General features: G+C 64.7%; 23 protein-coding genes. 5 read left to right on the top strand and 18 right to left on the bottom strand.

The features are described from left to right. Nucleotides 1-39: 39 nt before the first annotated feature. From ON00_RS05785 to ON00_RS05750, 8 genes are read right to left on the bottom strand one after another with little or no spacing between them, the layout of a single operon-like run. On the bottom strand, nucleotides 40-1,995 hold the full coding sequence (locus ON00_RS05785; RefSeq protein WP_010403923.1) for an ATP-binding protein: 1,956 nt from the start codon (nucleotides 1,993-1,995) through the stop codon (nucleotides 40-42). Between the two features lie 50 nt (nucleotides 1,996-2,045). Continuing rightward, entirely contained in the window at nucleotides 2,046-3,308 is a 1,263-nt protein-coding gene (gene spt, locus ON00_RS05780; RefSeq protein ID WP_010403922.1) for a serine palmitoyltransferase, read from the bottom strand. Nucleotides 3,309-3,312: 4 nt separating this feature from the next. Beyond that, nucleotides 3,313-3,555, bottom strand: a complete 243-nt coding sequence (locus ON00_RS05775) for an acyl carrier protein (RefSeq protein WP_010403920.1) — start codon at nucleotides 3,553-3,555, stop codon at nucleotides 3,313-3,315. Between the two features lie 60 nt (nucleotides 3,556-3,615). After that, a complete protein-coding gene (locus tag ON00_RS05770; RefSeq protein WP_010403918.1) occupies nucleotides 3,616-4,521 on the bottom strand; it encodes an NAD-dependent epimerase/dehydratase family protein in 906 nt (301 codons plus the stop codon). A gap of 22 nt (nucleotides 4,522-4,543) precedes the next feature. Then, complete coding sequence (proB, locus tag ON00_RS05765) at nucleotides 4,544-5,662, bottom strand: glutamate 5-kinase (protein ID WP_010403917.1); 1,119 nt, start codon at nucleotides 5,660-5,662, stop codon at nucleotides 4,544-4,546. Nucleotides 5,663-5,711: 49 nt separating this feature from the next. After that, the gene (locus tag ON00_RS05760) at nucleotides 5,712-6,272 is read right to left on the bottom strand and encodes a Uma2 family endonuclease (RefSeq protein WP_010403915.1); all 561 of its coding nucleotides are present in this window, start codon (nucleotides 6,270-6,272) and stop codon (nucleotides 5,712-5,714) included. 44 nt (nucleotides 6,273-6,316) lie between these two features. Further along, entirely contained in the window at nucleotides 6,317-7,360 is a 1,044-nt protein-coding gene (gene obgE, locus ON00_RS05755; protein WP_010403913.1) for a GTPase ObgE, read from the bottom strand. A gap of 35 nt (nucleotides 7,361-7,395) precedes the next feature. Beyond that, nucleotides 7,396-7,977: a TetR family transcriptional regulator gene (locus ON00_RS05750; RefSeq protein ID WP_029622467.1), complete on the bottom strand. Its 582-nt coding sequence runs from the start codon at nucleotides 7,975-7,977 to the stop codon at nucleotides 7,396-7,398. Nucleotides 7,978-8,033: 56 nt separating this feature from the next. Here ON00_RS05750 and ON00_RS05745 point away from each other — a divergent pair, with 56 nt between their 5' ends. Beyond that, nucleotides 8,034-8,894: a metal-dependent hydrolase gene (locus ON00_RS05745; protein WP_010403909.1), complete on the top strand. Its 861-nt coding sequence runs from the start codon at nucleotides 8,034-8,036 to the stop codon at nucleotides 8,892-8,894. A gap of 117 nt (nucleotides 8,895-9,011) precedes the next feature. Here the strand turns inward: ON00_RS05745 and ON00_RS05740 are convergent, their stop codons facing one another. The 8 genes from ON00_RS05740 to ON00_RS05710 form a co-directional block, all read right to left on the bottom strand. Beyond that, nucleotides 9,012-9,767, bottom strand: coding sequence for a phosphoadenylyl-sulfate reductase (locus ON00_RS05740; protein WP_029622466.1), 756 nt, complete (start codon nucleotides 9,765-9,767; stop codon nucleotides 9,012-9,014). Then, nucleotides 9,760-10,284, bottom strand: coding sequence for a DUF934 domain-containing protein (locus ON00_RS05735; RefSeq protein ID WP_083834067.1), 525 nt, complete (start codon nucleotides 10,282-10,284; stop codon nucleotides 9,760-9,762). Before ON00_RS05735 ends, ON00_RS05740 begins: the two co-directional genes overlap by 8 nt. Beyond that, nucleotides 10,277-11,965, bottom strand: coding sequence for a nitrite/sulfite reductase (locus tag ON00_RS05730; protein ID WP_010403902.1), 1,689 nt, complete (start codon nucleotides 11,963-11,965; stop codon nucleotides 10,277-10,279). The genes ON00_RS05735 and ON00_RS05730 overlap by 8 nt, the downstream gene beginning before the upstream one ends. 264 nt (nucleotides 11,966-12,229) lie before the next feature. Next, a complete protein-coding gene (locus tag ON00_RS05725) occupies nucleotides 12,230-12,526 on the bottom strand; it encodes a DUF2849 domain-containing protein (protein ID WP_010403899.1) in 297 nt (98 codons plus the stop codon). Continuing rightward, nucleotides 12,523-13,311 carry a uroporphyrinogen-III C-methyltransferase gene (gene cobA / locus ON00_RS05720; protein WP_010403896.1) on the bottom strand — a complete coding sequence of 263 codons (789 nt, stop codon included), beginning with the start codon at nucleotides 13,309-13,311 and terminating at the stop codon, nucleotides 12,523-12,525. The genes ON00_RS05725 and cobA overlap by 4 nt, the downstream gene beginning before the upstream one ends. Before the next feature lie 92 nt (nucleotides 13,312-13,403). Next, the gene (locus ON00_RS20845) at nucleotides 13,404-13,580 is read right to left on the bottom strand and encodes a hypothetical protein (protein WP_169313319.1); all 177 of its coding nucleotides are present in this window, start codon (nucleotides 13,578-13,580) and stop codon (nucleotides 13,404-13,406) included. A gap of 89 nt (nucleotides 13,581-13,669) precedes the next feature. Beyond that, complete coding sequence (gene astD / locus ON00_RS05715; RefSeq protein ID WP_010403894.1) at nucleotides 13,670-15,082, bottom strand: succinylglutamate-semialdehyde dehydrogenase; 1,413 nt, start codon at nucleotides 15,080-15,082, stop codon at nucleotides 13,670-13,672. Between the two features lie 68 nt (nucleotides 15,083-15,150). Beyond that, complete coding sequence (locus tag ON00_RS05710) at nucleotides 15,151-16,509, bottom strand: protein adenylyltransferase SelO family protein (RefSeq protein WP_010403892.1); 1,359 nt, start codon at nucleotides 16,507-16,509, stop codon at nucleotides 15,151-15,153. 50 nt (nucleotides 16,510-16,559) lie between these two features. Here ON00_RS05710 and ON00_RS05705 point away from each other — a divergent pair, with 50 nt between their 5' ends. Continuing rightward, nucleotides 16,560-17,435 carry an alpha/beta fold hydrolase gene (locus ON00_RS05705; protein WP_029622464.1) on the top strand — a complete coding sequence of 292 codons (876 nt, stop codon included), beginning with the start codon at nucleotides 16,560-16,562 and terminating at the stop codon, nucleotides 17,433-17,435. A gap of 57 nt (nucleotides 17,436-17,492) precedes the next feature. Continuing rightward, a complete protein-coding gene (locus tag ON00_RS05700) occupies nucleotides 17,493-18,608 on the top strand; it encodes a glycoside hydrolase family 130 protein (RefSeq protein WP_010403888.1) in 1,116 nt (371 codons plus the stop codon). A gap of 37 nt (nucleotides 18,609-18,645) precedes the next feature. Here the strand turns inward: ON00_RS05700 and ON00_RS05695 are convergent, their stop codons facing one another. Further along, nucleotides 18,646-19,284 (bottom strand): Bax inhibitor-1/YccA family protein, encoded by a 639-nt coding sequence (locus ON00_RS05695; RefSeq protein WP_083834153.1) that lies wholly within the window; start codon nucleotides 19,282-19,284, stop codon nucleotides 18,646-18,648. Between the two features lie 82 nt (nucleotides 19,285-19,366). Further along, nucleotides 19,367-19,546, bottom strand: coding sequence for an HP1242/YdcH family protein (locus tag ON00_RS05690; RefSeq protein ID WP_010403885.1), 180 nt, complete (start codon nucleotides 19,544-19,546; stop codon nucleotides 19,367-19,369). A 228-nt stretch (nucleotides 19,547-19,774) separates the two neighbouring features. On the opposite strand from ON00_RS05690, the gene ON00_RS05685 reads away from it, so the two are divergent. After that, nucleotides 19,775-20,914 (top strand): glycosyltransferase, encoded by a 1,140-nt coding sequence (locus ON00_RS05685; protein WP_029622462.1) that lies wholly within the window; start codon nucleotides 19,775-19,777, stop codon nucleotides 20,912-20,914. Between the two features lie 67 nt (nucleotides 20,915-20,981). Further along, entirely contained in the window at nucleotides 20,982-22,385 is a 1,404-nt protein-coding gene (locus ON00_RS05680) for an NAD(P)H-dependent flavin oxidoreductase (protein ID WP_010403882.1), read from the top strand. Nucleotides 22,386-22,394 lie beyond the last annotated feature (9 nt).

Here is a 22,394-nt window from a genome sequence, read left to right as displayed (position 1 = left end):
CGGCTATATCGGTGTGTGTGCCGTCCGTCAGCTACGAAATCATTCGGCGGCGACTGCGGTGGGCGCGGCGCGTGCCGATCGCGCGTCCAGCGCTGCGGCAATCGCCCGTTCGAGCCCGGCCAGGGTAAAGGGTTTGCGCAGGACGTGATGGCCGCCAAATTCGACCTCACCACCGGCTTCGCCAGCATAACCGGTGACGAACAGCACCGCCATATCGGTGTGGCGATGCTGGAGCGCCGCGACCATTTCGGGGCCGGTTTGCCCCGGCATCAGCACGTCGGACATCAGCAGGTCGACATGCGCGAGCTGATCGAGCGCCGCCGGAGCCGCAAGCGGATCGCTGCAGGCAACGGGGCGATGCCCGAGTTCGCGCAGGGCACCGATCGTCGCGGTCAGAACGCGCGGATCATCCTCCACGACAAGGATGTCCAGCGTCGGGGTGTCGGGCAGGTCGATCGCGGCATTTTCGGAATGCGGCTCAGCAACGGTGCCGTCCGCATAGCGCGGAAGATAGATCGTAACCGTGGTGCCCCGCCCGACCTCCGAACGCAGTCCAACCTCGCCCTCGGCCTGGCGGACAAAGGCGAAGACCTGGCTGAGGCCGAGGCCGGTGCCCTTGCCGGCGGGCTTGGTGGTGAAGAAGGGTTCGAATACGCGCTCCAGCAGCTCCGGCGTCATGCCGCAGCCGGTGTCGGTAACACTCAGCGCGACATATTCCCCGGCGCGGCACGTGCCGACCGCACCTTCGGCCAACGTTTCGGCGGCAGCGGTAATGGTCAACTGGCCGCGCCCGTTCATCGCGTCGCGGGCATTGACGGCGAGGTTCAGGACGGCGTTTTCAAGCTGGTGCCGATCCGACCGCACCAGCCATGCTGCGTCATTGGCGGCGTTGACCGTAACCTTGATGCCGTCGCCGAGCGTGCGGTCGAGCAAGTCGGACATGCCCTTGACCAGCGCGACCGGCTCGAGCGGCTCTGACCGCAGCGCTTCTTCGCGCGAGAAGGCGAGCAATTGCCGGGTCAGCGCGGCGGCGCGATTGGCACCGTCGGCAGCATTGTCGATATGGCGGCGCGCGGCGGCGGGATCACCGTCGATCTGCCGCTTGGCGAGTTCGAGACCGCCCAGAACGACCGCCAGCATATTGTTGAAATCGTGCGCGATGCCTCCGGTCAACTGGCCGACCGCCTCCATCTTCTGGACCTGGCGCAACTTGCTTTCCTGCGCCAGCAGCACAGCGGATGCGCGGGCGACCGCCGCTTCCAGCTCGACCGCGCGGTCGCGCTCGGCCTCGGCTTCGGCGCGGGCGGACGCGCGTTGGCCAAGTGCCGTGACCGTCAGCCAGCCAAGCGCAATCGCCCCGAGCACGAGCAAGACGCCGAACACCGACAAGGCGCTGGCAATGGCGCTTGAGCGCGCGACCGAACTCATCGCGTCGCCCGTGCGACTGGCCAGCAGGGTGCGTTCCTGCGTTCCGATCTGGTCGAGCAAGGTGTCGATTTTGGTCAGCGACGGCGATTCGCGGGTCTTGTAGAACAGTGCGAGCGCCTGGGCGTTCTTGCCATAAAGCGTGCTGCGCGCGGTGAGCGACAATTCCTCGCGCCGCGCTTCGAAGGCCTGGCGCAACTGCTTCAGCAGCACCTGCTGTTCGCGATTGTCGTGCGTGATCTGGTCGAGCCGCGCCAATTGCTGCCCGGCCAATTGCCAGTCGGCCGAATAGGCCTGGCCCAGCGTGGTATCGGCGCTGATGACATAGCGGCCCAGCGCCGCCTCGGCATGCGCCATCGTCCCGGCCAGATTGGCCGAGAGGATCATCACCTCGTAACTGTGCGTCTGCAATTTCAGCGCGCGGTCGCGCTGCCGATTCGCTTCTGCAAGCGTCAGGTTGAGCGCAACCAGCACCAGCGCCCCCAGCACCGCCACCACGACCAAGGTGACGGTGCGCCAGGCTGCGCCAGGCGCATCCGCTTCGGTTGCCTCGGCCACTGTCCCGCTCATGTCAGCTATTTAGCCCAAGGGAACATTATTGAACAGGCGGTGGAGGCAGGTCAGCCGATCGCACCGGTGGCACGGCCTGCAGCGGCGAACATCGTCAGCACCGTGGCGATCTGCGCGGGCGTATGTTCGGCGCAGAGCGAGCAGCGCAGCAGATAGGTGCCAGCAGGCGTCGCCGGTGGGCGCGCCATGTTGACGTACAGCCCGCCGTCGAGCAGCGCCTGCCACATCGCCACGGCCTGTTCCTGGTCGTTGAGGATGATCGCGATGATCGCGCTGTCGGGGTTTTCGGTGCCGAGCTTGAAGCCCAATGCCTTCAGCCCACCATGCAGCGATCGCGCATTCTCCCACAATTGCTGGCGCTTCTTGTGGGCGTGCTTGAGCTTGCGGATCGAGGCGGCGGCGGTGGCGACGACCGACGGCGGCAGCGAGGCGGTGAAGATATAGGGACGGCAAGCGAGGCGGATCGCCTCGAACTTCGGATGGTTGGAAATGCAGAAGCCGCCAACCGTGCCGACCGATTTGGAGAAGGTGCCGACCACGAAATCGACATCGGCTTCGCAGCCCTGTTCCTCATACACGCCGCGGCCATTAGGGCCGTAAAAGCCCATCGAATGCGCTTCGTCGCTCAGCACCATCGCACCATGCTTCTTGGCGACGGCGACCATTTCCTTCAGCGGCGCAATGTCGCCGAGCATCGAATAGACGCCCTCCAGCACGACCAACTTGCCCGGCTCCTTGGGCAGGCGACCGAGCCGCTTGTCGAGATCCTCCACGCTGTTGTGGCGAAAGCGGACGATCTCGGCATTGCCCTGCTGGCAGCCATCATAGATCGAGGCATGGCTGTCGGCGTCGAGGATGACATATTCGCCCTTGCCGGCGAGCGTCGAGATCATGCCGAGATTGGCCATGTATCCGGTCGAAAACACGATCGCGCCCGATACGCCGTAAAAGTCGCGCAGCGCATCCTCGACCTCGATATGGTCGCGGAAGGTGCCGTTGAGCATGCGGCTGCCATTGGTGCCGGAGCCAAACTGGTCGAGCGCTGCGTGGCCGGCGGCGATCACGTCGGGGTCGAAGGTCATCCCCATATAATTGTAAGTGCCGAGCAGGATGGTGTCGCGCCCAGCGATGACGGCCTCGGTCGGGGATTTCACCTGCTGCATCACGATCGCGAAGGGATCGGTCACGCCGGTGTCGATCAGCGCCTGGCGTTCGGCGATCAGCGCGTCGAACTTCGACATCAGGTCGCGCTCGGGCGCGATCGTAGCGGGATCGGCGGGGAGGCTTTCGGTCACAAGGCCGGCATCGGTCATCGGATCAGCCCTTCAGCTTCGCGACGGCATCGACCAATTGGCCGACGGTTTCGATTTCCGCCTGCATGTTCATCGTGATGATGATGTCGAACTCATCCTCGATCGCCGCGACGAAATCCATCACGGTCAGGCTGTCCCATTCGAGATCGCCCTGAAAGGTCGTCGCATCGCTCAGCGTGACGCCCTTTTTGTTGAAAGGTGCGATCTGTGCGGTGACGGTATCGTAAATGGCCTGGCGGTCGCTCATGGTCAGTCCTTGAAGTGTTGTAGCGCTGTGCCGCCAAAATGCGGCGGCTTTATAGCACGCCTATAACAAGCCGTTCGCGCGATACCATGCCGCCGTTTCCGCAAGCCCTTGGGGTGTCGGCACCTGCGGCACCCACATCGCCGGATCTGGGCGCTTGGTGGGGGAGGCGGTCCAGTCCGGATGGCAGAGATAGCCGACGCGATCGGCGGTCAGCTTTGCGCCCTTCCCGCGGAACATCTGGTCGATATGGGCGGCAAGCGACAGGATCGCCTTGGGCAGCGCCACCGGCAGCACCTTGTGGCCGACCGCGACACCAACCGCGCGGGCCAATTCGGCGTAACTCCAGCCGTCCGGTTGGCCATCGTCCGGTTCGTAGATTTCGTGGGACGGGCCTGCCTCGGCAAGCGCGAGCAACAGCGCCGCGACATCGCCGACCTCGATCAGCGATACGCGGCCCGCCGGAGGAAGCAGCGCGATCCCCATCCTGGCCATGCGGAACAGGTCGCGCATTTCCATGTCGCCGGGGCCATAGATGGCGGGTGGCCGCACCATCGCCCAATTGAGGCTCGACTTGGTGACGACTTGCTCGGCTTCATCTTTGGACCAGCCATACAGGGACAGGTCCGGTTCGCGCGCCGCCAGCGACGAAACATGGATGAAGCGGCGGGCACTCGCGCGCTCGGCGGCGTCGACGACCGCTTGCGTACCCGTGATATTCCCCGCCACAAATCCGGCGCGATCGGGCGCGCTGACGACACCGGCGACGTGGATCACCGCGTCCGCGCCGGTCATCAGCCGACCGAGCGCTTCGGGCGTGTCGAGTGCGCCCTCGATCCACACGACGCCAGCCCGCGCGGGTTGCGGACGACGGGTAAGCGCGCGCACCTCATGCCCGGCCGCGAGCGCGAGATCGATCAGCCGCGATCCGACGAAGCCGGTGCCGCCGGTGATGGCGAGTACGCTCATCGTTGTGCTTCCTTCGCGCGGATCACACCAGCGCCATATGGTTGCGGTGGATCAGCGCGGCGCGCGGCGCATAGCCCAGGATCGCGGCATGTTCGTCGCTGCGCTTGCCGGTGATTGCGGCGGCGTCGGCGGCATCATATTCGCTGAGGCCCCGCGCCAGCGTGCGCCCGTCCGGCCCGATCACCGCCAGCAGATCGCCCCGCGCGAAGCTGCCCGAAACGCGGGTCGCCCCGGCGGCGAGCAAGCTCTTGCCGTCGGCCAGCGCGCGCGCGGCACCTGCGTCGATCACGATCTCGCCTTTGGCGGTGAGCCCGCCCGCGAGCCATGCTTTGCGCGCAGGCGCGGTGCGTTCGGCAGCGAACACCGTGCCCCGCGCGGTTGTATCGAAGGTGGCGAGCGGATGCTCGGCATGGCCCGACACGATCGCGAGCTGCGCCCCGGCGGCGGTGGCGATGCGCGCGGCGGCGATCTTCGACACCATCCCGCCCGATCCCATGCCCGATCCCGATCCGCCATCGGCCATCGACTCGATCCGTGCATCGATTCGCTCGACGCGCGCGATCAGTGTGGCTCCGGGGTTTGTATTGGGGTTGGCGTCGTACAGTCCGGCCACGTCCGAGAGCAGGATCACGCCTTGCGCGCCCGCCGCCTGCGCGACCCGTGCGGCGAGCCGGTCATTGTCGCCGAAGCGGATTTCTTCGGTCGCAACGCTGTCATTCTCGTTGATCACCGGCACCACACCCAGCGACAGCAGCCGCCCAAGCGTCGCCGCGGCGTTGAGATAGCGGCGGCGATCTTCGAGATCGTCGAGCGTGACCAGCATTTGCGCCGCAGTCAGCCCCTCGGCGGCGAGCAGTTCGGCCCAGACGCCCGACAGGGCGATCTGCCCGGTGGCGGCGGCGGCCTGTGCGTCTTCAAGGCTCGCGCGGCCGCCCTTGGGCAGCTTCAACCGCCGCGCGCCGAGCGCGATCGCGCCCGAGGACACCACCGCAATTTCCTGCCCCAACCGCGCACGCGCCGCGATATCGGCCACGAGGCTCGCCAGCCATGCCCGCCGCACCGTGCCATCGGGCGCGACGAGCAGCGAGGACCCGACCTTGACGATCAGCCGTGGCGTGGAGGCGGGGGAGAAGGCGGACATTGTGACCGCGTTAGCGCGCGTAACCGCCCACGCCAACCGTCGCGTGGCTTCAGTCGCGCGCGAAAATCTCGGCGTGAGGGATGGTGAGGTCGAGCGACGGCACCGGAATGCCCCGCTCGCCTGAAAACGTCTGATCGAACCAGCCTTTGTCGGTGCGCTCGATCGTGCGGCACATTTCGTTCGACGTATCGACGAACGCGATCGTCCGAACGCTCGGTAACGCCTGATATTCTTCGAGCTTCGTGCCTTGGTCAAACATCGCGGTGGTCGGCGAGAGGATTTCGATCACGACGGTCGGGTTATCGAGCAACTTTGCTTGCGTCAGGGCATCGCGTGGTGGCTGGTCGCAATAGATGCTGATATCGGGATAGCGGATGTCGATATCGCTGATCCGCATCGCCATGTCCGGGCCATAGGGTCGGCATCCTGTGCCGCGCAATCGAGCGCGAAGCCAGGAGAAGATGTTGCCTTGCACCCAGGCGTGCGGTTCGCTGCCGCCCGCCATCATATAGATTACGCCGCGATGCAGTTCGAACCGCTTGTCGGTGCCGAAATCCATTTCGAGGAATTCGTCAGCCGTGATCGGACGATAAACGGGATCGTGTCGCATCGCCCGATAATATCACCTCAGCGGCAACCCACCAAGGACGATCCTCAAACAGGCGACCATTCGCCCGGCGGCGTATCGTCGTCGCGCGCGGGGGCACCTTCAGCCGGGCCGATCACTTCGATCAGCCGGTCGACCACCGCGTCGATCCCCGCGCCGCCCGCGCCCGACATTGGCAGGACGTCCGCCTTGCTCGCGCGCTTGAGCTTGGTGACGAGCTTCTTCACGTCGGCGGGATCGAGCGCGTCGATCTTGTTGAGCCCGATCACCTGCGGTTTATCCACAAGCCCCGCGCCATAAGCATCGAGTTCTGCACGGACGATCCGGTAGTTTTCCACAGGGTTATCCTCGGTCGCATCGACCAGGTGGAGCAACACCTTGCAGCGTTCGATATGGCCGAGGAAACGGTCGCCGATCCCGGCACCGTCCGCCGCGCCCTCGATCAGGCCGGGGATATCGGCGACGACGAATTCGCGATTGTGGCGGCTGACCACGCCCAATTGCGGACGCACCGTGGTGAAGGGATAGGCACCGACCTTGGCCTGGGCATTGGTCACCGCGTTGATGAAGGTCGATTTGCCGGCATTGGGGAGGCCCACCAGGCCCGCATCGGCGAGCAGCTTCAGCCGCAGCCACACCCACATTTCCTGATAGGGCCAGCCCGTGCCGTGCTGGCGCGGGGCGCGGTTTGTCGAGGTCTTGTAGGTGGCGTTGCCGCGACCGCCATCGCCGCCGCGCAGGAACACGATGCGCTCGCCGGGAACGGTAAAATCCGCCAGCACTTCTTCCTTGTCCTCGCTCAGCACCTGGGTGCCGACGGGGACGCGGATGATGAGGTCGTCGCCACCGGCACCGGTGCGGTTCGAGCCCGACCCGCCATGCCCGCGCGGGGCACGGAAATGCTGGGTGTAGCGGAAGTCGATCAGCGTGTTGAGACCGGCAACGGCCTCGAACACGATGTCGCCACCCTTGCCGCCATTGCCGCCGTCAGGGCCGCCATATTCGATGAACTTCTCACGCCGGAAACTGACGGCACCGGGGCCGCCCGCGCCCGATCGGACGAAGATCTTTGCTTGGTCAAGAAAATGCATGACCGCTCTTTAGCGGAAATTGCGATTTTAGCCAGTCAGGCTGGCAGCACGCTGCGCGAGGCGATCAAAGCGCGCGTCGCGATGGTCCGCGCGGCCTCCGGCGGCAAGCCCAAAGCGCTCGCCATCGCCTTGCCGAGCAACGCATCGCCCATCGCCATCAGCACGAGTTGGAGCGTGTCCTCATAGATCAGCTTTCCCGAATCCGCGTCCTCGGCGAGTTCGTCGACCAGGCGGTGGATCGCGTTGAGCACGGGATCGAGCGCATCGTGATTGCCCGACAGGATCATCCAGGTGGCCATCGCGCCTGCGCCGTGAGCGAAGGCGTCGAAGGTAAGGTCAACCACTTCGCGTGGATCAGCATCGCCGACGCGCGCGCGCTTGGCCGCAGCGCCAATCTGCGCGGTGATCGAATCCGCGAGATGCGTGATCAGCGCCTTTTGCAAATCCGCCGCCGAGCCGAAATGATGCAGCAAATTGGCATGCGTTCGCCCGATCCGCGCCGCCACTGCTTTGAGCGTAACCGCTTGCGGACCTTGTTCGACCAGCAGCGCACGGGCAGCGTCGATCGCGGCGTCCCGTGATTCTTCCGGGGTAAGCCGTTTGCGCACTATTGACACGAGTGTAAGTAGCTCATAGTTTCAGACCTGTTCTTCCACGCTGTACGGAGTTTTTTGTGGCGAAAGCAACAAGTCCTGCAGATCTGTCGATTACGCCGCGTGATTTGCGCTTCGGGCGCGGCATGGCGATGCGGCGGTGGTGGCTCAACAACGATCCGTTCGCGACCGCCTTTTACAATGCGCTGTCGGTAACCTTTCCCAAGGGGGAGGGGTTTTTCATCGAAAGCGTGCGCGCTTTTCGCGAAGGTACGCCGCCGCGCCTGCACGCCGAAATTCAGGCTTTCATCAAGCAGGAAGTGATCCACACGCGCGAACATGTCGCCTTCAACCGCCATGTCACCGATCAGGGGTATGACGTGACATTGCTTGAGCGGCATATCGACGAGGCCCTGGCGCTGACCAAGGGGCATCCGCCGATCGCCAGCTTGGCCGCGACGATGGCTTTGGAGCATTTCACCGCGATGCTCGCGCATCAATTGATCGCCGATCCGCGTCATCTGGCAGGCGGGGATGAACAGGCGGCGGCATTGTGGCGCTGGCACGCCGCCGAGGAGATTGAGCATAAGGGCGTCGCCTATGACACTTGGCTCCACGCGACGCGCGACTGGTCGCGGTGGCAGCGCTGGAAGATCAAGGCGCTGGTCATGATCGGCACGACGCAGAAGTTTTTCGCCGGGCGGTATAAGGGTATGCTAGACCTGCTGCGGCAGGACGGGATTACCGGTGCCCGGGCGCATTTCGGGATCCTGTGGTATGCGCTCGGGCAGCCGGGCATGGCGCGGAAAATCCTTGGGGCGTGGCTCGCTTTCTTCCTGCCCGGTTTTCATCCATGGAAGCATGATGACCGCGCGCTGATCGCTCTGGCGGAGAGCGACTATGCCGCGGCGGTCTTGCCGCGGGCGGTGGTTGCGGCCTGAGCGGCCGACGATACCTTGGTTTGCCCTGAACTTTTCAACGGGCAGACCTCCAGCCTTCAGCCGTCATTCCCGCGCAGGCGGGAATGACGATCATGGGGTAAGACGACGTCGTCCTGTTTAAAACACCGGCTCCTCGCCCGGCTTTTCGGGCACGTGGATGCCGCATTCCACCTTTTGCCAGCCGCGCCAACGCCCGGCGCGCGGATCTTCGCCGGGAAGCACCTTGCTCGTGCACGGCGCGCAGCCGATCGAGGGATAGCCCTCGGCCTCGAGCGGGTGGCGCGGCAATTGGTGTTCGGCGAAATAGGCGTCGAGCCGCGCTTTGTCCCAATTCGCCAGCGGGTTGAGCTTCAGGCGACCTTCGTCTTCCTCGAAGCGTGGCATCGCCTTGCGCGTGCCCGCCTGGAAGCCCTTGCGTCCGGAAATCCACGCATCGAACGGGCTGAGCGCGCGGCGGAGCGGCTCGACCTTGCGCAGGTCGCAGCAGCCATCGGGATCATAATTCCAGCGCAAACCCGTGCCGTCCTTGGCCGCGAGCAAGCGAGGATCGGGCCGGAACACGCGCAGGTCGGTGAAGCCAAGCTGCTCGGACAGTTGGTCGCGATAGGCGAGCGTCTCACCGAAAATCTTCTGCGTGTTGAGGAATATCACCGGAATATCGCGGTCGATCTGCGCGATTAGGTGGAGCAGCACCGCGCTTTCCGCGCCAAATGACGAAACCGCCGCGACGCGCCCTTTGAGCTCACCGGTCAACAGTTCGCCCAGCATCTCGCTGGTGCCCACCCCGGCGAAACGCGCCTCCATTGCTGCTGCATCAGCGGCGGAAAAGGGCGTGACGTCGATCAGGTCGAGCGTGCGGGCACTACTAGCCATGCCGCAGCGCCCAGACCGGCACGCGCCCGTCAGCGGCCTTTTGATAGACATTCTCGTAGCGCGTGAGCGCGGCCTCGAGCGTGGCGGGATCGATCTCGGCTTGGGGCGCGAAGCTGTCAAAGCCGCAGCGCTTCATCAACGGCATCTGGTCAACCAGCACATCGCCCTGTGCGCGCAATTCGCCGGTATAGCCCGCCTCGCGCAACACGCGCGCGGCGGAATAGCCACGGCCATCGCGGAAAGTTGGAAAGCTCACTTCGACCAGCGCGATCCGGTCGAGATAGGGCAGCAGCGCGCGCGCATCGTCGCCCGCTTCGAGGCGAACGGCGGTGGCGTTGGTCTGCGAGTCCAAGAATGCGTCGAGCGTGACGGCGGGCTCGTCTCCTTCGGTCCTGTCCCCCTCCCGCTTGCGGGAGGGGTTAGGGGAGGGGCTATCGGCTGGATTTGCAGGAGCGTCCGCGACCGGCCCTCCCCCAGCCCCTCCCGCAAGCGGGAGGGGAGTATTGCACTTATCCATAAAGCGCCTCCTTAAAGGGTTCCATGCCGACGCGGCGATAGGTGTCGAGGAAGCGCTCGCCCTCCGCGCGTTTGGCGAGATAGACGTTGGTCACGGTTTCGACTGCATCGACGATACCGTCCTCGTCAAAGCCGGGGCCGGTGATCTTGGCGAGGCTGGTATCCTCCGCGCCCGATCCGCCGAGCAGCAATTGGTAATTTTCGGTGCCCTTCTTGTCGACGCCGAGGATGCCGATGTGCCCGGCATGGTGATGCCCGCAGGCATTGATGCAGCCGCTGATCTTGAGCTTCAACTCGCCCAGATCGCGCTGGCGATTCTGATCGGCGAAGCGCGTCGCGATCTTCTGTGCGACCGGAATAGAGCGCGCATTGGCAAGGCTGCAATAATCGAGACCGGGGCAGGCGATGATATCGCTGATCAGGTCGAGATTGGCAGGTGCCAGACCCGCCGCGTCGAGCGCTTGCCACACCGCGTACAGGTCCGCCTTGCGCACGTGCGGCAGCACGATGTTCTGCGCGTGCGTCACGCGCAGTTCGTCAAAGCTGTAGCGTTCGGCGAGATCGGCCATCAGGTCGATCTGCTCGGCAGTGGCGTCGCCCGGGATGCCACCGGTCGGCTTCAGGCTGATCGTTACGATCGCATAGCCGGGTTGCTTGTGCGCGGCGGTGTTTTGCGCGCGCCATGCTTGGAAATCCCCGTTCGCTTCGAGCGCAGTCGAGACGCCGGTCGCGGAGGCAGGTGTCTCGACTTCGCTCGACACGAACGGGGTGGCCGGGGTGTCGGCGGCGACGAAGGACGGCGGTGCAAACATCGCGGTGATGCGTTCGAACTCCGCCTTGGGCGGATCGAGCCCGAGCGATTTGACGTGCGCGAACTCTTCCTCGACCTGGCGGCGATAGTCGTCGGCACCGATTTCATGGATCAGGATCTTGATCCGCGCCTTGTAGATATTGTCGCGGCGGCCATAGCGATTGTACACGCGCAGGCACGCCTCGACATAGCTCAGCAAATCGTCGGCGGTGACGAAGTCCTTGATCTCAGGCGCGATCATCGGCGTGCGGCCCATGCCGCCGCCGACATAGATCCGCCCGCCGAGCACGCCGTCACGTTTCACCAATTGAATGCCGATATCGTGCAGCCGCATCGCCGCACGGTCTTCCTCGGCGCCGATCACCGCGATCTTGAACTTGCGCGGCAGGTAGCTGAATTCGGGGTGGAAGGTGCTCCACTGCCGCAGCAATTCCGCCCAGATGCGCGGATCGGCGACTTCGTCGGCGGCAGCCCCGGCATATTGGTCGGACGAGATATTGCGGATGCAATTGCCGCTGGTCTGGATCGCGTGCATCTCGACCGTCGCCAGATCGGCAAGGATGTCGGGCGCGTCGGACAGCTTGATCCAATTATACTGGATGTTCTGGCGCGTAGTGAAATGGCCGTAGCCGCGATCGTATTTGCGCGCGATCGTCGCCAGCATCCGCATCTGGCGGCTGTCGAGCGTGCCGTAGGGAATGGCGACGCGCAGCATATAGGCGTGGAGCTGCAGATACAGGCCGTTCATCAGCCGCAGCGGCTTGAACTGGTCCTCGGTGATCTGCCCCGCGAGGCGACGCTTCACCTGATCGCGAAACTCCTCGACGCGCGCGTCGACGATCTGCTGGTCGTATTGGTCGTATTTATACATTGTGATTCTCGCGGAGACGCGGGGAGAAGGACGGATTCACGCGAAGACGCGAAGGCGCGAAGAAAGAAGACGTTTGCTTCGCGCGGAGGCGCGGAGACGCGGAGAGAGGCCGCGTGCCGCGCAGCGGCTCTATAAATTGCGCGCGGCAGACGCGACGTTGCCCGCTGACGCGGGAGTGTGCAGCGACCGTTGCCCCTCCGCGTCTCCGCGCCTCCGCGCGAACCAAACCATCTTCGCGCCTTCGCGCCTTCGCGTGCCAAAAGATCATATGACCCAGCTTCCCGCAGCGGGGTCGGCAGGCTTCAAGGTCAGATCAGGGCGCACGGTTGGCCCCAAAGCACGGACGCGGTCCTTGATATGGGCAGGGCGGGGGCCTTCGGGCGTGGCGGTGGCGTCGATCACATAGGCACCGTTGACACGGCGCGCGCCTTCCTCAACGCGGGCGATGCTTTCGCCCCGGTCGCCGACATCGCCTGCGTCCTCAACATGGCGCGACCAGGTCGAGCCCGTCCACCACAGCACATCCCCCGTGGGCAAATCGTTTCCGGTCAGCAGTTTCAAGCAACAGACTCCGCAATGCGGGCCCAGCGGCCCAATTTGTCCTCAGCATCGGACAGATCGACGACTTCGCCCACGACGATAATCGCCGGGGACGCGACGTTCTCGCGCTCGACCATCGAACCCAGATCGGCGAGCAGCGTGCGGATCGCGCGGTGGCCGGCGAGCGTGCCGCGTTCGAGCACCGCGACCGGCATTTCCGGCGCGACGCCATCGCGCATCAATTTGTCCGCGATGTCGGCGGCGGTGGCCACGCCCATATAGATGACGAGCGTACGGCCCTTGCCCGCCAGCCCCGACCAATCCTGATCGGCCAGCCCCTTGCACTGCCCGGCGACGAAGCTGACCGCGCTCGAATGGTCGCGGTGCGTCAGCGGCAGCATCGCCTCGGCCGCGCAGCCAAGCGCTGCCGACACGCCGGGGATAACCTCGACAGGAAGGCCAGCAGCCCGCACCGCCTCGACCTCTTCGCCGCCACGCCCAAAAATGAACGGGTCGCCGCCTTTCAACCGCACCACGATCGCACCCGTCTTCACATGCGCGACGATAAGGGCATTGATCGCGTCCTGCGGCAAAGTGTGCCGCGCCCGCCGCTTCGCCACGGAGATGCGCTGCGCAGTCGCTGGGGCAAGGTCGAGCACGCGGGGGTCGATCAACCCGTCATGCACGACGACATCCGCGCTTTCGAGCGCCGCGACCGCGCGGACCGTCAGCAATCCCGGGTCGCCCGGGCCCGCACCGACGAGAATGACGCGCCCGCGCGCAGTGGGATCGAGAAGCGTTGCCATCGTTGTCAGATGGGCTGCACCGAACGCTTGGGCAATTCAAGGTTGCTTGGGGGCGGGGTAGGAGAGCTTTTCCCTACTATCGCGCTAGGCGATCATCCCTTTGTCGCCAGTTCCTTCGATCGACGCGCCAATTTGGCGGCTTCGTCGATCAGCAAGGCGGCCACCTCGCTGTCGCGTTCACGGATCGCGATGGCGAGGCAATTGTCCGATTCGGTTTTCAGCTTGCGGGCGCGGGGCGATTTGCAGTCGGCAGAGTCAGCGTTTTTCACGAACAGGCAAAAGCCCAGCCCGCGCGTAAGTTCCTGATTTTGCGATCAACGGTTGGGCTCAACCCGCGATGGCGCGACCGTCGGCCGCGTTATGCGTCGCGCAAGCCGACGCCGATCGATGCGCGCGCCTGATCGGCCTCGCTCGAGACGACGGGATAGGCGCAATAGTCCGCTGCGTAATACGCACTCGGGCGGTGGTTGCCCGACCAACCGATGCCCCCGAACGGCGCGGCGGAGGAAGCCCCGTTGGTCGGCTTGTTCCAATTGACGATCCCAGCCCGGGCATTGGCCCAGAATTGATCGTACAATGCCGGATTCTGGCTGAGCAGCGACGCCGACAAGCCATAGCGCGTATTGTTCGCTTCGGTGATCGCATCCTCGAAGCTCGATTTGCGGATGACTTGCAGGATCGGGCCGAACAACTCGATGTCGGGGCGATCGTTCATCTCGGTCGTGTCGATCAAGGCCGGGCGCAGGAACGGGCGATCCGCGATCGGGCGCTCCAGATGTCGGATCGGGCGACCGCCGCGCATCATCAGCTCGAGAAAACTCTCGCTGAGCAAATCCGCGCTCTCATTGTCGATCACCGGCCCCATGAAGGGGGAGGGGGTGGCGTGGGGCTCGTCGACGATGATGCGGCTGACCAGCTTGGTCACTTCCGCCATCAGCGGTTCGTACAGCTTTTCATCGACGATCAGGCGGCGCGCGGCGGTGCAACGCTGGCCTGCGCTGGTGAAGGCCGACTGGACGATGATGATCGCCGCGGAAGGCAAATCGGGCGAATCCCACACCACGATCGGGTTGTTGCCACCCATTTCGAGCGCGAGGATCTTCTCGGGCCGTGTCGCAAACGCGCGGTTGAGCGCGATCCCGGTATGCGCCGATCCGGTGAACAGCAGACCATCAATGCCATCATGCGCGGCAAGCGCCTTGCCTTCGTTGGTACCCCCGATCAGCAAGCGGATGCACCCCTCGGGCACGCCGCCGGCATGGAAACAGTCGACCAGAAATGCGCCCGAGGCCGGGGTCTTTTCGGACGGCTTGAACACCACCGCATTGCCGGCGAGCAGGGCGGGCACGATGTGGCCGTTGGGCAAATGCGCCGGGAAATTATAGGGCCCGAGCACCGCGAGCACGCCATGTGGCTTGTGCCGCAACGCCATGCGCCCGCCCATTTGCGAATCGAGCCGCCGCTGGGGCGTGCGCTCGGCATAGGCGGTCACGGAAATGTCGACCTTGGCGATCACGGTTTCGACTTCGGTGCGCGCTTCCCACAGCGGTTTGCCGGTTTCGCGTGCGATCAGATCGGCAAAGGCATCGGCGCGCGCGCGCACGACATTGGCGACACGGCGCAACGCCTCGATGCGATAGGCGAGGGGCTGTGCCGCCCAGCTTGCCCAGCTCGCCCGGGCGGTAGCAACCTCGGCATCGACATCGCCAATCGCGCCACGCCACAAAGTGGCACCGGTCGCGGGTTCGAAGGAAAGAAGTTCAGAAGACATTTATCAGCTTCTCTGCCCCAGAATCGTACGCGAATCCACACCGCTTGCGGCGGTTCGCTCACAATGGGTTACGTCAACGCGTCGCCCATCTCGCGGATGCGCGCGATCTTGGCGTGGAAAGGCTGCCAATCGTCCTGCTGATCGATCGCCGCCCAGATCGCCTCGACCTCGTCGATCAGCATCGAACAGGGTTCGCCCTGCCAATAACGATGGTCGCGCGGCTTGCGGGCATCGTACGGCGCAAGCGCAGCGCGCACTTCGGCAAAGGTCTCGCCTTCGGGCGCTATGCCGCCGAATGTTTCGAAGAAGAAGCGGTCGATACCGCGCTCGCTGGTGCGCAGCGCGCGTTCGATCGTCTGCACCAGCGCACGGTCCTGCTGCGGGTCGCGTGGCGTGACGCCCAGCCGCCACAAAATCGCGCGGGATACAGCCAGCTGATAGCGCTCAGGGAAGCTTTCCAGCACAGCGATCAGCGGTTCGGCCGCGCTGATCGTGCGCAGGCTGACCGCGAGCTGCATCACGTCCCAATGGATCGCTTCGGGCTGGCGACCAAAGGCATAAAGCCCGGCATGGTCAAAATAGGCGGCGGTGAAGCTCGGGTCCCAGGTCGGCGCGAATCGCCACGGGCCGTAATCGAAGCTTTCGCCGGTGACATTGATGTTGTCCGAATTGAGCACGCCGTGGACGAACCCTGCCGCCATATAGCTCGCGGCCAAAGTGGCGGCGCGACCCACCACGAGATCGAGCAACCGCTCGGCGGCGTTCTCGCCGGGTGCCTCGTCATAGAGGTTGCGCAGGACATATTCGACCAGCCGCGTCATGTTCTCGGCATCGCGCAGATAGGCGATGCGCTGGAACGTGCCGATGCGGATATGGCCGTGGCTCAGCCGCACCAGCACCGCCGAACGCGTGGGTGAGGGCTCGTCACCGCGTTCCAGCGCCTCGCCGGTTTCGATCAGCGAGAAGCTGCGCGAGGTTTCGACGCCCAATGCCTCCAGCATTTCGGTGGCGAGCACTTCGCGCACGCCGCCTTTGAGCGTCAGCCGCCCGTCGCCGAAGCGGCTCCACGGGGTCGTGCCTGATCCCTTGGTGGCAAGGTCCATCAGCCGCCCGCGCGAGTCGCGCATCTGGGCGAACAGAAAGCCGCGCCCGTCGCCAATCTCGGGATTATACACGCGGAATTGGTGGCCGTGATAGCGCAGGGCCAGCGGCTCGGCGAGGTTGCCCGGCAGGGGTGCGAAACGCCCGAAATGCCGCAGCCATTCGTCGTCCCCCATCGCATCAAGCCCGACCTCCCGCGCCGCGCGATCGTTGCGGAAGCGCAGTCGCGTTTCGGGGAAGTCGGCGGCGGCGACGGGATCGTAAAAGGCATCCCCCAGTTCGAGGATCGCGCTTTGCGGCGCATATGCTTGCGGGGTGATGCTCATGCGTGGATATGGAGGGTGCCGACCGCAGGACGCAACCCCAGGATCTGACCATGTCGCCTTATGAAAATCGATATTGGTGGTCGAATGACGGAGTGCGGCTGCATTATCGCGATTATCCGGGGTCGGCCGATCGCCCGCCGATCCTGTGTTTGCCCGGCCTGACGCGCAATGCGCGCGATTATGACGAGCTCGCGCGGCGGCTGTCGCCGCAGTGGCGGGTGATCGCGGTCGATCTGCGCGGACGCGGCGAGAGCGGCTATGCCAAGGATCCGATGAGCTATGTCCCGCTCACCTATGTGCAGGATATAGAGGGACTGCTCGGCGAACTGGCCGTCCCCCGCTATATCGCGATCGGAACGTCGCTTGGCGGGATCGTGACGATGTTGCTGGCGGGCACGGCGCGCGAGACGCTGGCGGGTGCGGTGTTGAATGATGTCGGCCCGGAAATCAGCGCTGAAGGCCTATCGCGGATTCGCAGCTATGTCGGCAAATCCAACACCTGGCCGACCTGGGTCCACGCTGCGCGCGCGGTTGCCGAGGCCAATGGCGACGTGTTTCCGACCTACCAGTTGGAGGACTGGCTGGCGATGGCCAAGCGGCTGTACCGGCTCAACAGTGCCGGGCGGATCGTGCTCGATTACGACATGAAGATTGCCGAGCCGTTTCGGGTTCCAGGCAATGAAGCAGGCCCCGATATGTGGCGTGCGCTTGATCGCCTCAAGACTGTGCCGACGCTGATCGTGCGCGGTGGCAAGTCGGATATCCTCGCGGCGGCGACGGCGGAGCGGATGAAAGCGGCGCTCGACCAGGCCGAACTGGTGACGCTGCCGGACATCGGCCACGCGCCGACGCTGAATGAGCCTGCCGCTGTGGCCGGGATCGACCGGCTGCTCGCCCGCATCGCAGCGGAACCGGCAGCGACGTGAGGCGTCTGCGTCCTGTGGCGGTCGCATGGCCATGACGCAGCCAAGGCAGGATTTTCGATGACCTTTTCCCATGATGCGCTGATCTTCGCGCCCGCCGATGTCGACCTCGCGCAGTCGCCGCTGGCGGGCAAGGTCGATGCCGAGACTTATGTGCTCGGCGCGTTCAACCCCGGCATGACGCGCCTACCCAATGGCAATCTGTTGCTGATGGTGCGCGTGGCGGAGGCGCTGCGCACGCCGATGGCAGAGCAGCATATCAACGCCTTGCGCTGGTTCGATGGCGGCTATTGTCTCGATGCCTGGCCGCTCGATTTCGTTGATACCTCCGACCCGCGAAAGTTCATGATGCGCGGTGGCGGGTGGAGGGTAATGGCGCTGACCTCGCTATCTTGGTTGCTGCCAGTCGAACTCAATCCCGACGGCACCCGCATCGAGGCCGTGCATTACGACAAGGCGGTCACGCCGCGCGCGTCCTATCAATGCTATGGCGTCGAGGATGCGCGGATCAGCAAGGTTGGTGATCGCTATTTCATGACGACCTGCTCGGTCAGCCCGGAGCGGCATTCGACCACGCTTTACACCTCCGACACTGCGCTCGACTGGACGCTGGAGGGGATCGTGCTCGATCACCAGAATAAGGACATGCTCATCTTCGAGGGGCTGATCGACGGTAAGTATTGGGCGCAGACGCGGCCCTTGGGCGATTTGTATTTCGCCTATCCGCCGGGCAGCGAATGGCGTGCCGGGCCCTCGATCAACCTCGCCAGTTCGCCCGATGCGCTGCATTGGAAGCCGTATGACAAGCCCGGCATCCGCCCGCACGCCGCGACAATGGCGACTGCGCGGATGGGCGGCGGTGCCCCGCCGATCGCGACGCCCGAGGGCTGGCTCACTTTGTGGCACGGGGTCGAGCCGTCGGGCGTGGTCGGGGTCTACCGCACTTATTGGTCGCTGCTGGACCAGGATGACCCAAGCGTCGTGCTGCGCACCAGCCACGATCCGCTGATCGAAGCCAATCCGGCGCTGACCGACCCGATCAAAGAGCTGATGTATATCGACAATGTCGTGTTCACGACGGGTATCGTCGATGCGGGCGACCACTATGTCATCGCCAGCGGCGAGGCCGATCTCGCGTGCCGCATCACGCATATCCCGAAATCGGCCTTCGCCTGAACGCCCCCCTCCCGCAGTAGCGGGAGGGGGTAAGGGTTTATTCCTCGCGCTGGCCCATCAGGCCCAGCAGCAGCTGGAACAGGTTGATGACGTTCAGGTACAGCGACAGCGCTCCCATGATCGCCAGCTTTTCGGCGGCTTGGGTCCCTGCATATGCGAAATATTCGCTCTTCAGGCGCTGCGTGTCCCAGGCGGTGAGCCCGGTGAACACGACGACGCCGGCGACCGACACGACCGTCTGCAACACCGACGAGCCGATGAACAGATTGACCAGGCTCGCGCCGATCACGCCGATCAGGCCGACCATCAGGAAGGTCGACATTTTGGTCAGGTCCCGCCCGGTGGTGTAGCCCCACAGGCTCATGCCGGCGAACAGCGCGGCGGCGGTGAAGAACGCCTGGGCGATGCTGGTGCCGGTAAAGACCAGGAAGATGCTCGCCATCGACACGCCCATTACGGCGGCGAAGGCGAAGAAGGCGGTGCGGGCACCCGAGGTGGTCATCCGGTCGATGCGGAACGAGAAGAACATCACGAAGGCGAGCGGCGCGAACATCGCCACCCATTTGAGCGGCGTACCGAAGATCAGCGCCACCAGCGCGGGCGTCGAGGCCACGCCCATCGCGACCAGCCCGGTCAGCGCCAGGCCGATCCCCATGTTGCGATAAATGCCGAGCATGTAGCGGCGAAGCCCCTCGTCGCGCGCGGCGACGGTATTGGGGATAGTGCGATAGACATTGGGTTGCACGGGTGTGGGTCCTTTATGCGGTAGCGGTCGCGCGCCGGGTGCGCGCGCGGTGAAGGTGGTCCTTGATCGCGAGACGGCGCTTCTTCAGCGCGGCGATGTGCAAGGGATCGGGGGTAAGGCGTGCGCGCTCGCGCGCAACGGCGGCGTCGATCGCGCGGTGGAGGGCGGTCAGGCGGTCGATCATTTTGGTCATGGCAGCAGCCTCTTCGTCGATGGTGAAATCGATCGGGCTGTTTCGGGGCGGGGGACGGTGTCATGGGCCGTCCTGCACCGAGCGAGCTCGATGCGGTCCGACATCACGAGGGCTTATTCAGCCCTCGCCAGAGGGGCCCGGTCCGCACCCCAACAATATGGATCGTCGTGCGGGCTTTCAAGAGGGGGGAGATGACGCGGGCGTCATTTGTCGCTAACGCGCGGCCAAATGGCGCGTCCGGTCAACATTCTGCATCTGCACTCCACCTTTTCGCTGGGCGGGAAGGAGGCGCGCGCAGTGCGCCTGATGAACGCCTTTGGCGACCGTGCGCGGCACACGATCGTGTCGAGCATGGACGGCCAGTATGGCGCGCGCGATGCGATCGCCACGGGCATCGACTATGAGATCGCGCAGAACCCGCCGCCGTTGACGGGTGGTCCCTCGGTCAAGCGTTATGAAGCGATCGCGGCCTATATGCGCCGCTTCGATTTGGTGCTGACCTACAATTGGGGCGCGATCGACGGGGCGATGGCGCGGCGCGTGTCGTCCGTCGGGGTGCCGCCGCTGGTGCATCATGAGGACGGCTTCAACGCCGACGAAGCCGAGGGGTTGAAGCCGACGCGCAACCTCTATCGCCGCTTCGCGCTGACCAAGGCGGCGGCGCTGGTGGTGCCCTCCGAGACGCTGGAAGACATTGCGCTGAAAACGTGGAAACAGCCGCGCGAGCGCGTCCACCGGATCGCCAATGGCATCAACACCGCGCTCTATGCGCAAAAGCCCAAGCCCAACGCGATCCCCGGCTTCAAGCGCAAGCCGGGCGAGATCGTGATCGGCAGCGTCGCTGGGCTGCGCGAGGTCAAGGACTTGCCGATGCTGGTGCGCGCGGTCGGCGGCATGTCGTCGCGCGTGCGGCTGGTGATCGTCGGCGAGGGGCCTGAGCGGCAGGCCATTCTCGACACCGCCGAGCGGATGGGGATGCAGGACCAGTTGGTGCTGCCCGGTTTCCTGCCGCGCCCGCATGAATATATCGGGCATTTCGACATCCTCGCGCTGTCGTCCAAGTCCGAACAATTCCCGATCTGCGTGATCGAGGGGATGGCGGCGGGGCTACCGATTGTCTCCACCCCGGTCGGCGACGTGCTGCGCATGGTCGTGCCCGACAATGCCAGCTTCATCGAGAAGCGCGGGCATGAGGTGTTGATCCGCGATGCGCTGGAAGCCCTCGCTAAATCGGATCCGGAGGGGCGGCGCTGGCTTGGCGAGCTCAACCGACGCAAGGCGGTGGCGGAGTATGACGAGGCCACCATGATCGCTCGGTACGCCGCCTTATATGGCGCGGTGATCGGGCGGCCGGAGGCCTTCGTCTAATTGACGATTTGCCCGTCAGTGCATCCAAAGCGTATATCGAACGTAGTTTAAGTCGGAGGCCGTCACGTTGTTCAAAGGTTTGAAGCCCATCGTCTATGGCGGCCGCGAGGTCTGGCCCCTGGTCGAGGGTGGCAAGGGCGTCGCTGCGACCAACCACGCGAGCGCGGGGGCCTGGGCGGCGGCGGGCGGTATCGGCACGGTTTCGGCCGTCAATGCCGACAGTTATGATCCCGACGGCAAGATCATCCCGCAAGTCTATAAGGCGCTCACCCGCCGCGACCGGCATGAGGAGTTGATCGAATATGCGATCGAGGGGGCGGTGCAGCAAGTGCGCCGCGCGTTCGACATTGCCGGTGGCAAGGGCGCGATCAACATCAATGTGCTGTGGGAAATGGGCGGGGCGCAGCGCATCCTGCACGGCGTGCTGGAACGCACGCGCGGGATGGTTGCCGGGGTCACCTGTGGTGCCGGCATGCCCTATAAATTGAGCGAGATCGCGGCGTCTTACGAAGTCAGTTATCTGCCGATCGTCAGCTCGGGCCGCGCCTTCCGCGCGCTGTGGAAGCGCGCTTATTCCAAGGCGGCGGAATGGCTGTCGGCGGTGGTGTATGAGGATCCGTGGCTGGCGGGCGGCCATAACGGCCTATCCAATGCGGAAGACCCGCTCGTCCCGCAGGACCCGTATCCGCGCGTCAAGGCGCTGCGCGAGACGATGCGTGAGGGTGGCATTGCCGACAGCGTGCCGATCGTGATGGCGGGCGGCGTGTGGTACTTACGCGACTGGTCCGACTGGATCGACAATCCCGAGCTCGGCACGATCGCCTTCCAATTCGGTACGCGGCCGCTGCTGACTCAAGAGAGCCCGATTCCCGATGCGTGGAAGGCGCGGTTGACCCATATCGAGGAAGGCGAAGTGCTGCTGCACCGCTTCTCCCCGACCGGTTTTTATTCGAGTGCGGTGCTCAACCCGTTCCTGCGGCATTTGCAGGCGCGCTCGGAACGGCAGATCGCCTTTTCGACGCAAAGTGCCGGCGACCATGTCTTCCAGCTCGACGTGGGCGTGAAGGGCAAGAACTTCTGGGTGACGCGCAACGACCTGCTGCGCGCGCGCCAGTGGTTCGGCGAGGGCTTTACCGATGCGCTGAAGACGCCTGACAACACGCTGGTCTTCGTCACGCCCGAGGACAAGGGCGTGATCCGCAAGGATCAGGCGGATTGCATGGGCTGCCTCAGCCAGTGCGCGTTCTCGTCCTGGTCGGACACCGAGACCAATTCGACCGGACGCCTGGCCGATCCGCGCAGCTTCTGCATCCAGAAGACGCTGCAGGACATTGCGCATGGCGGCGATGTCGAACAGAATCTGATGTTTGCCGGCCACGGTGCGTATCAGTTCAAGCGCGATCCGTTTTATTCCAACGGGTTTGTGCCGACGGTGAAGCAATTGGTCGATCGGATCCTGACCGGAGACTGATGTCTTAGC

This window comes from Sphingomonas echinoides ATCC 14820, assembly GCF_000241465.1.
GTDB lineage: Bacteria > Pseudomonadota > Alphaproteobacteria > Sphingomonadales > Sphingomonadaceae > Sphingomonas > Sphingomonas echinoides.
The sequence above is the reverse complement of the archived record's forward strand: the minus strand, read 5'-3'. Positions and strand labels throughout refer to the sequence as shown.

What these genes read in the sequence shown, in the direction of transcription:
- ON00_RS05785 (WP_010403923.1), bottom strand. Translation starts at nt 1,995, where the DNA reads ATGAGCGGGACAGTGGCCGAGGCAACCGAAGCGGATGCGCCTGGCGCA.
- spt (WP_010403922.1), bottom strand. Translation starts at nt 3,308, where the DNA reads ATGACCGATGCCGGCCTTGTGACCGAAAGCCTCCCCGCCGATCCCGCT.
- ON00_RS05775 (WP_010403920.1), bottom strand. Translation starts at nt 3,555, where the DNA reads ATGAGCGACCGCCAGGCCATTTACGATACCGTCACCGCACAGATCGCA.
- ON00_RS05770 (WP_010403918.1), bottom strand. Translation starts at nt 4,521, where the DNA reads ATGAGCGTACTCGCCATCACCGGCGGCACCGGCTTCGTCGGATCGCGG.
- proB (WP_010403917.1), bottom strand. Translation starts at nt 5,662, where the DNA reads ATGTCCGCCTTCTCCCCCGCCTCCACGCCACGGCTGATCGTCAAGGTC.
- ON00_RS05760 (WP_010403915.1), bottom strand. Translation starts at nt 6,272, where the DNA reads ATGCGACACGATCCCGTTTATCGTCCGATCACGGCTGACGAATTCCTC.
- obgE (WP_010403913.1), bottom strand. Translation starts at nt 7,360, where the DNA reads ATGCATTTTCTTGACCAAGCAAAGATCTTCGTCCGATCGGGCGCGGGC.
- ON00_RS05740 (WP_029622466.1), bottom strand. Translation starts at nt 9,767, where the DNA reads ATGGCTAGTAGTGCCCGCACGCTCGACCTGATCGACGTCACGCCCTTT.
- ON00_RS05735 (WP_083834067.1), bottom strand. Translation starts at nt 10,284, where the DNA reads ATGGATAAGTGCAATACTCCCCTCCCGCTTGCGGGAGGGGCTGGGGGA.
- ON00_RS05730 (WP_010403902.1), bottom strand. Translation starts at nt 11,965, where the DNA reads ATGTATAAATACGACCAATACGACCAGCAGATCGTCGACGCGCGCGTC.
- cobA (WP_010403896.1), bottom strand. Translation starts at nt 13,311, where the DNA reads ATGGCAACGCTTCTCGATCCCACTGCGCGCGGGCGCGTCATTCTCGTC.
- astD (WP_010403894.1), bottom strand. Translation starts at nt 15,082, where the DNA reads ATGTCTTCTGAACTTCTTTCCTTCGAACCCGCGACCGGTGCCACTTTG.
- ON00_RS05710 (WP_010403892.1), bottom strand. Translation starts at nt 16,509, where the DNA reads ATGAGCATCACCCCGCAAGCATATGCGCCGCAAAGCGCGATCCTCGAA.
- ON00_RS05705 (WP_029622464.1), top strand. Translation starts at nt 16,560, where the DNA reads ATGTCGCCTTATGAAAATCGATATTGGTGGTCGAATGACGGAGTGCGG.
- ON00_RS05700 (WP_010403888.1), top strand. Translation starts at nt 17,493, where the DNA reads ATGACCTTTTCCCATGATGCGCTGATCTTCGCGCCCGCCGATGTCGAC.
- ON00_RS05695 (WP_083834153.1), bottom strand. Translation starts at nt 19,284, where the DNA reads ATGCTCGGCATTTATCGCAACATGGGGATCGGCCTGGCGCTGACCGGG.
- ON00_RS05690 (WP_010403885.1), bottom strand. Translation starts at nt 19,546, where the DNA reads ATGACCAAAATGATCGACCGCCTGACCGCCCTCCACCGCGCGATCGAC.
- ON00_RS05685 (WP_029622462.1), top strand. Translation starts at nt 19,775, where the DNA reads ATGGCGCGTCCGGTCAACATTCTGCATCTGCACTCCACCTTTTCGCTG.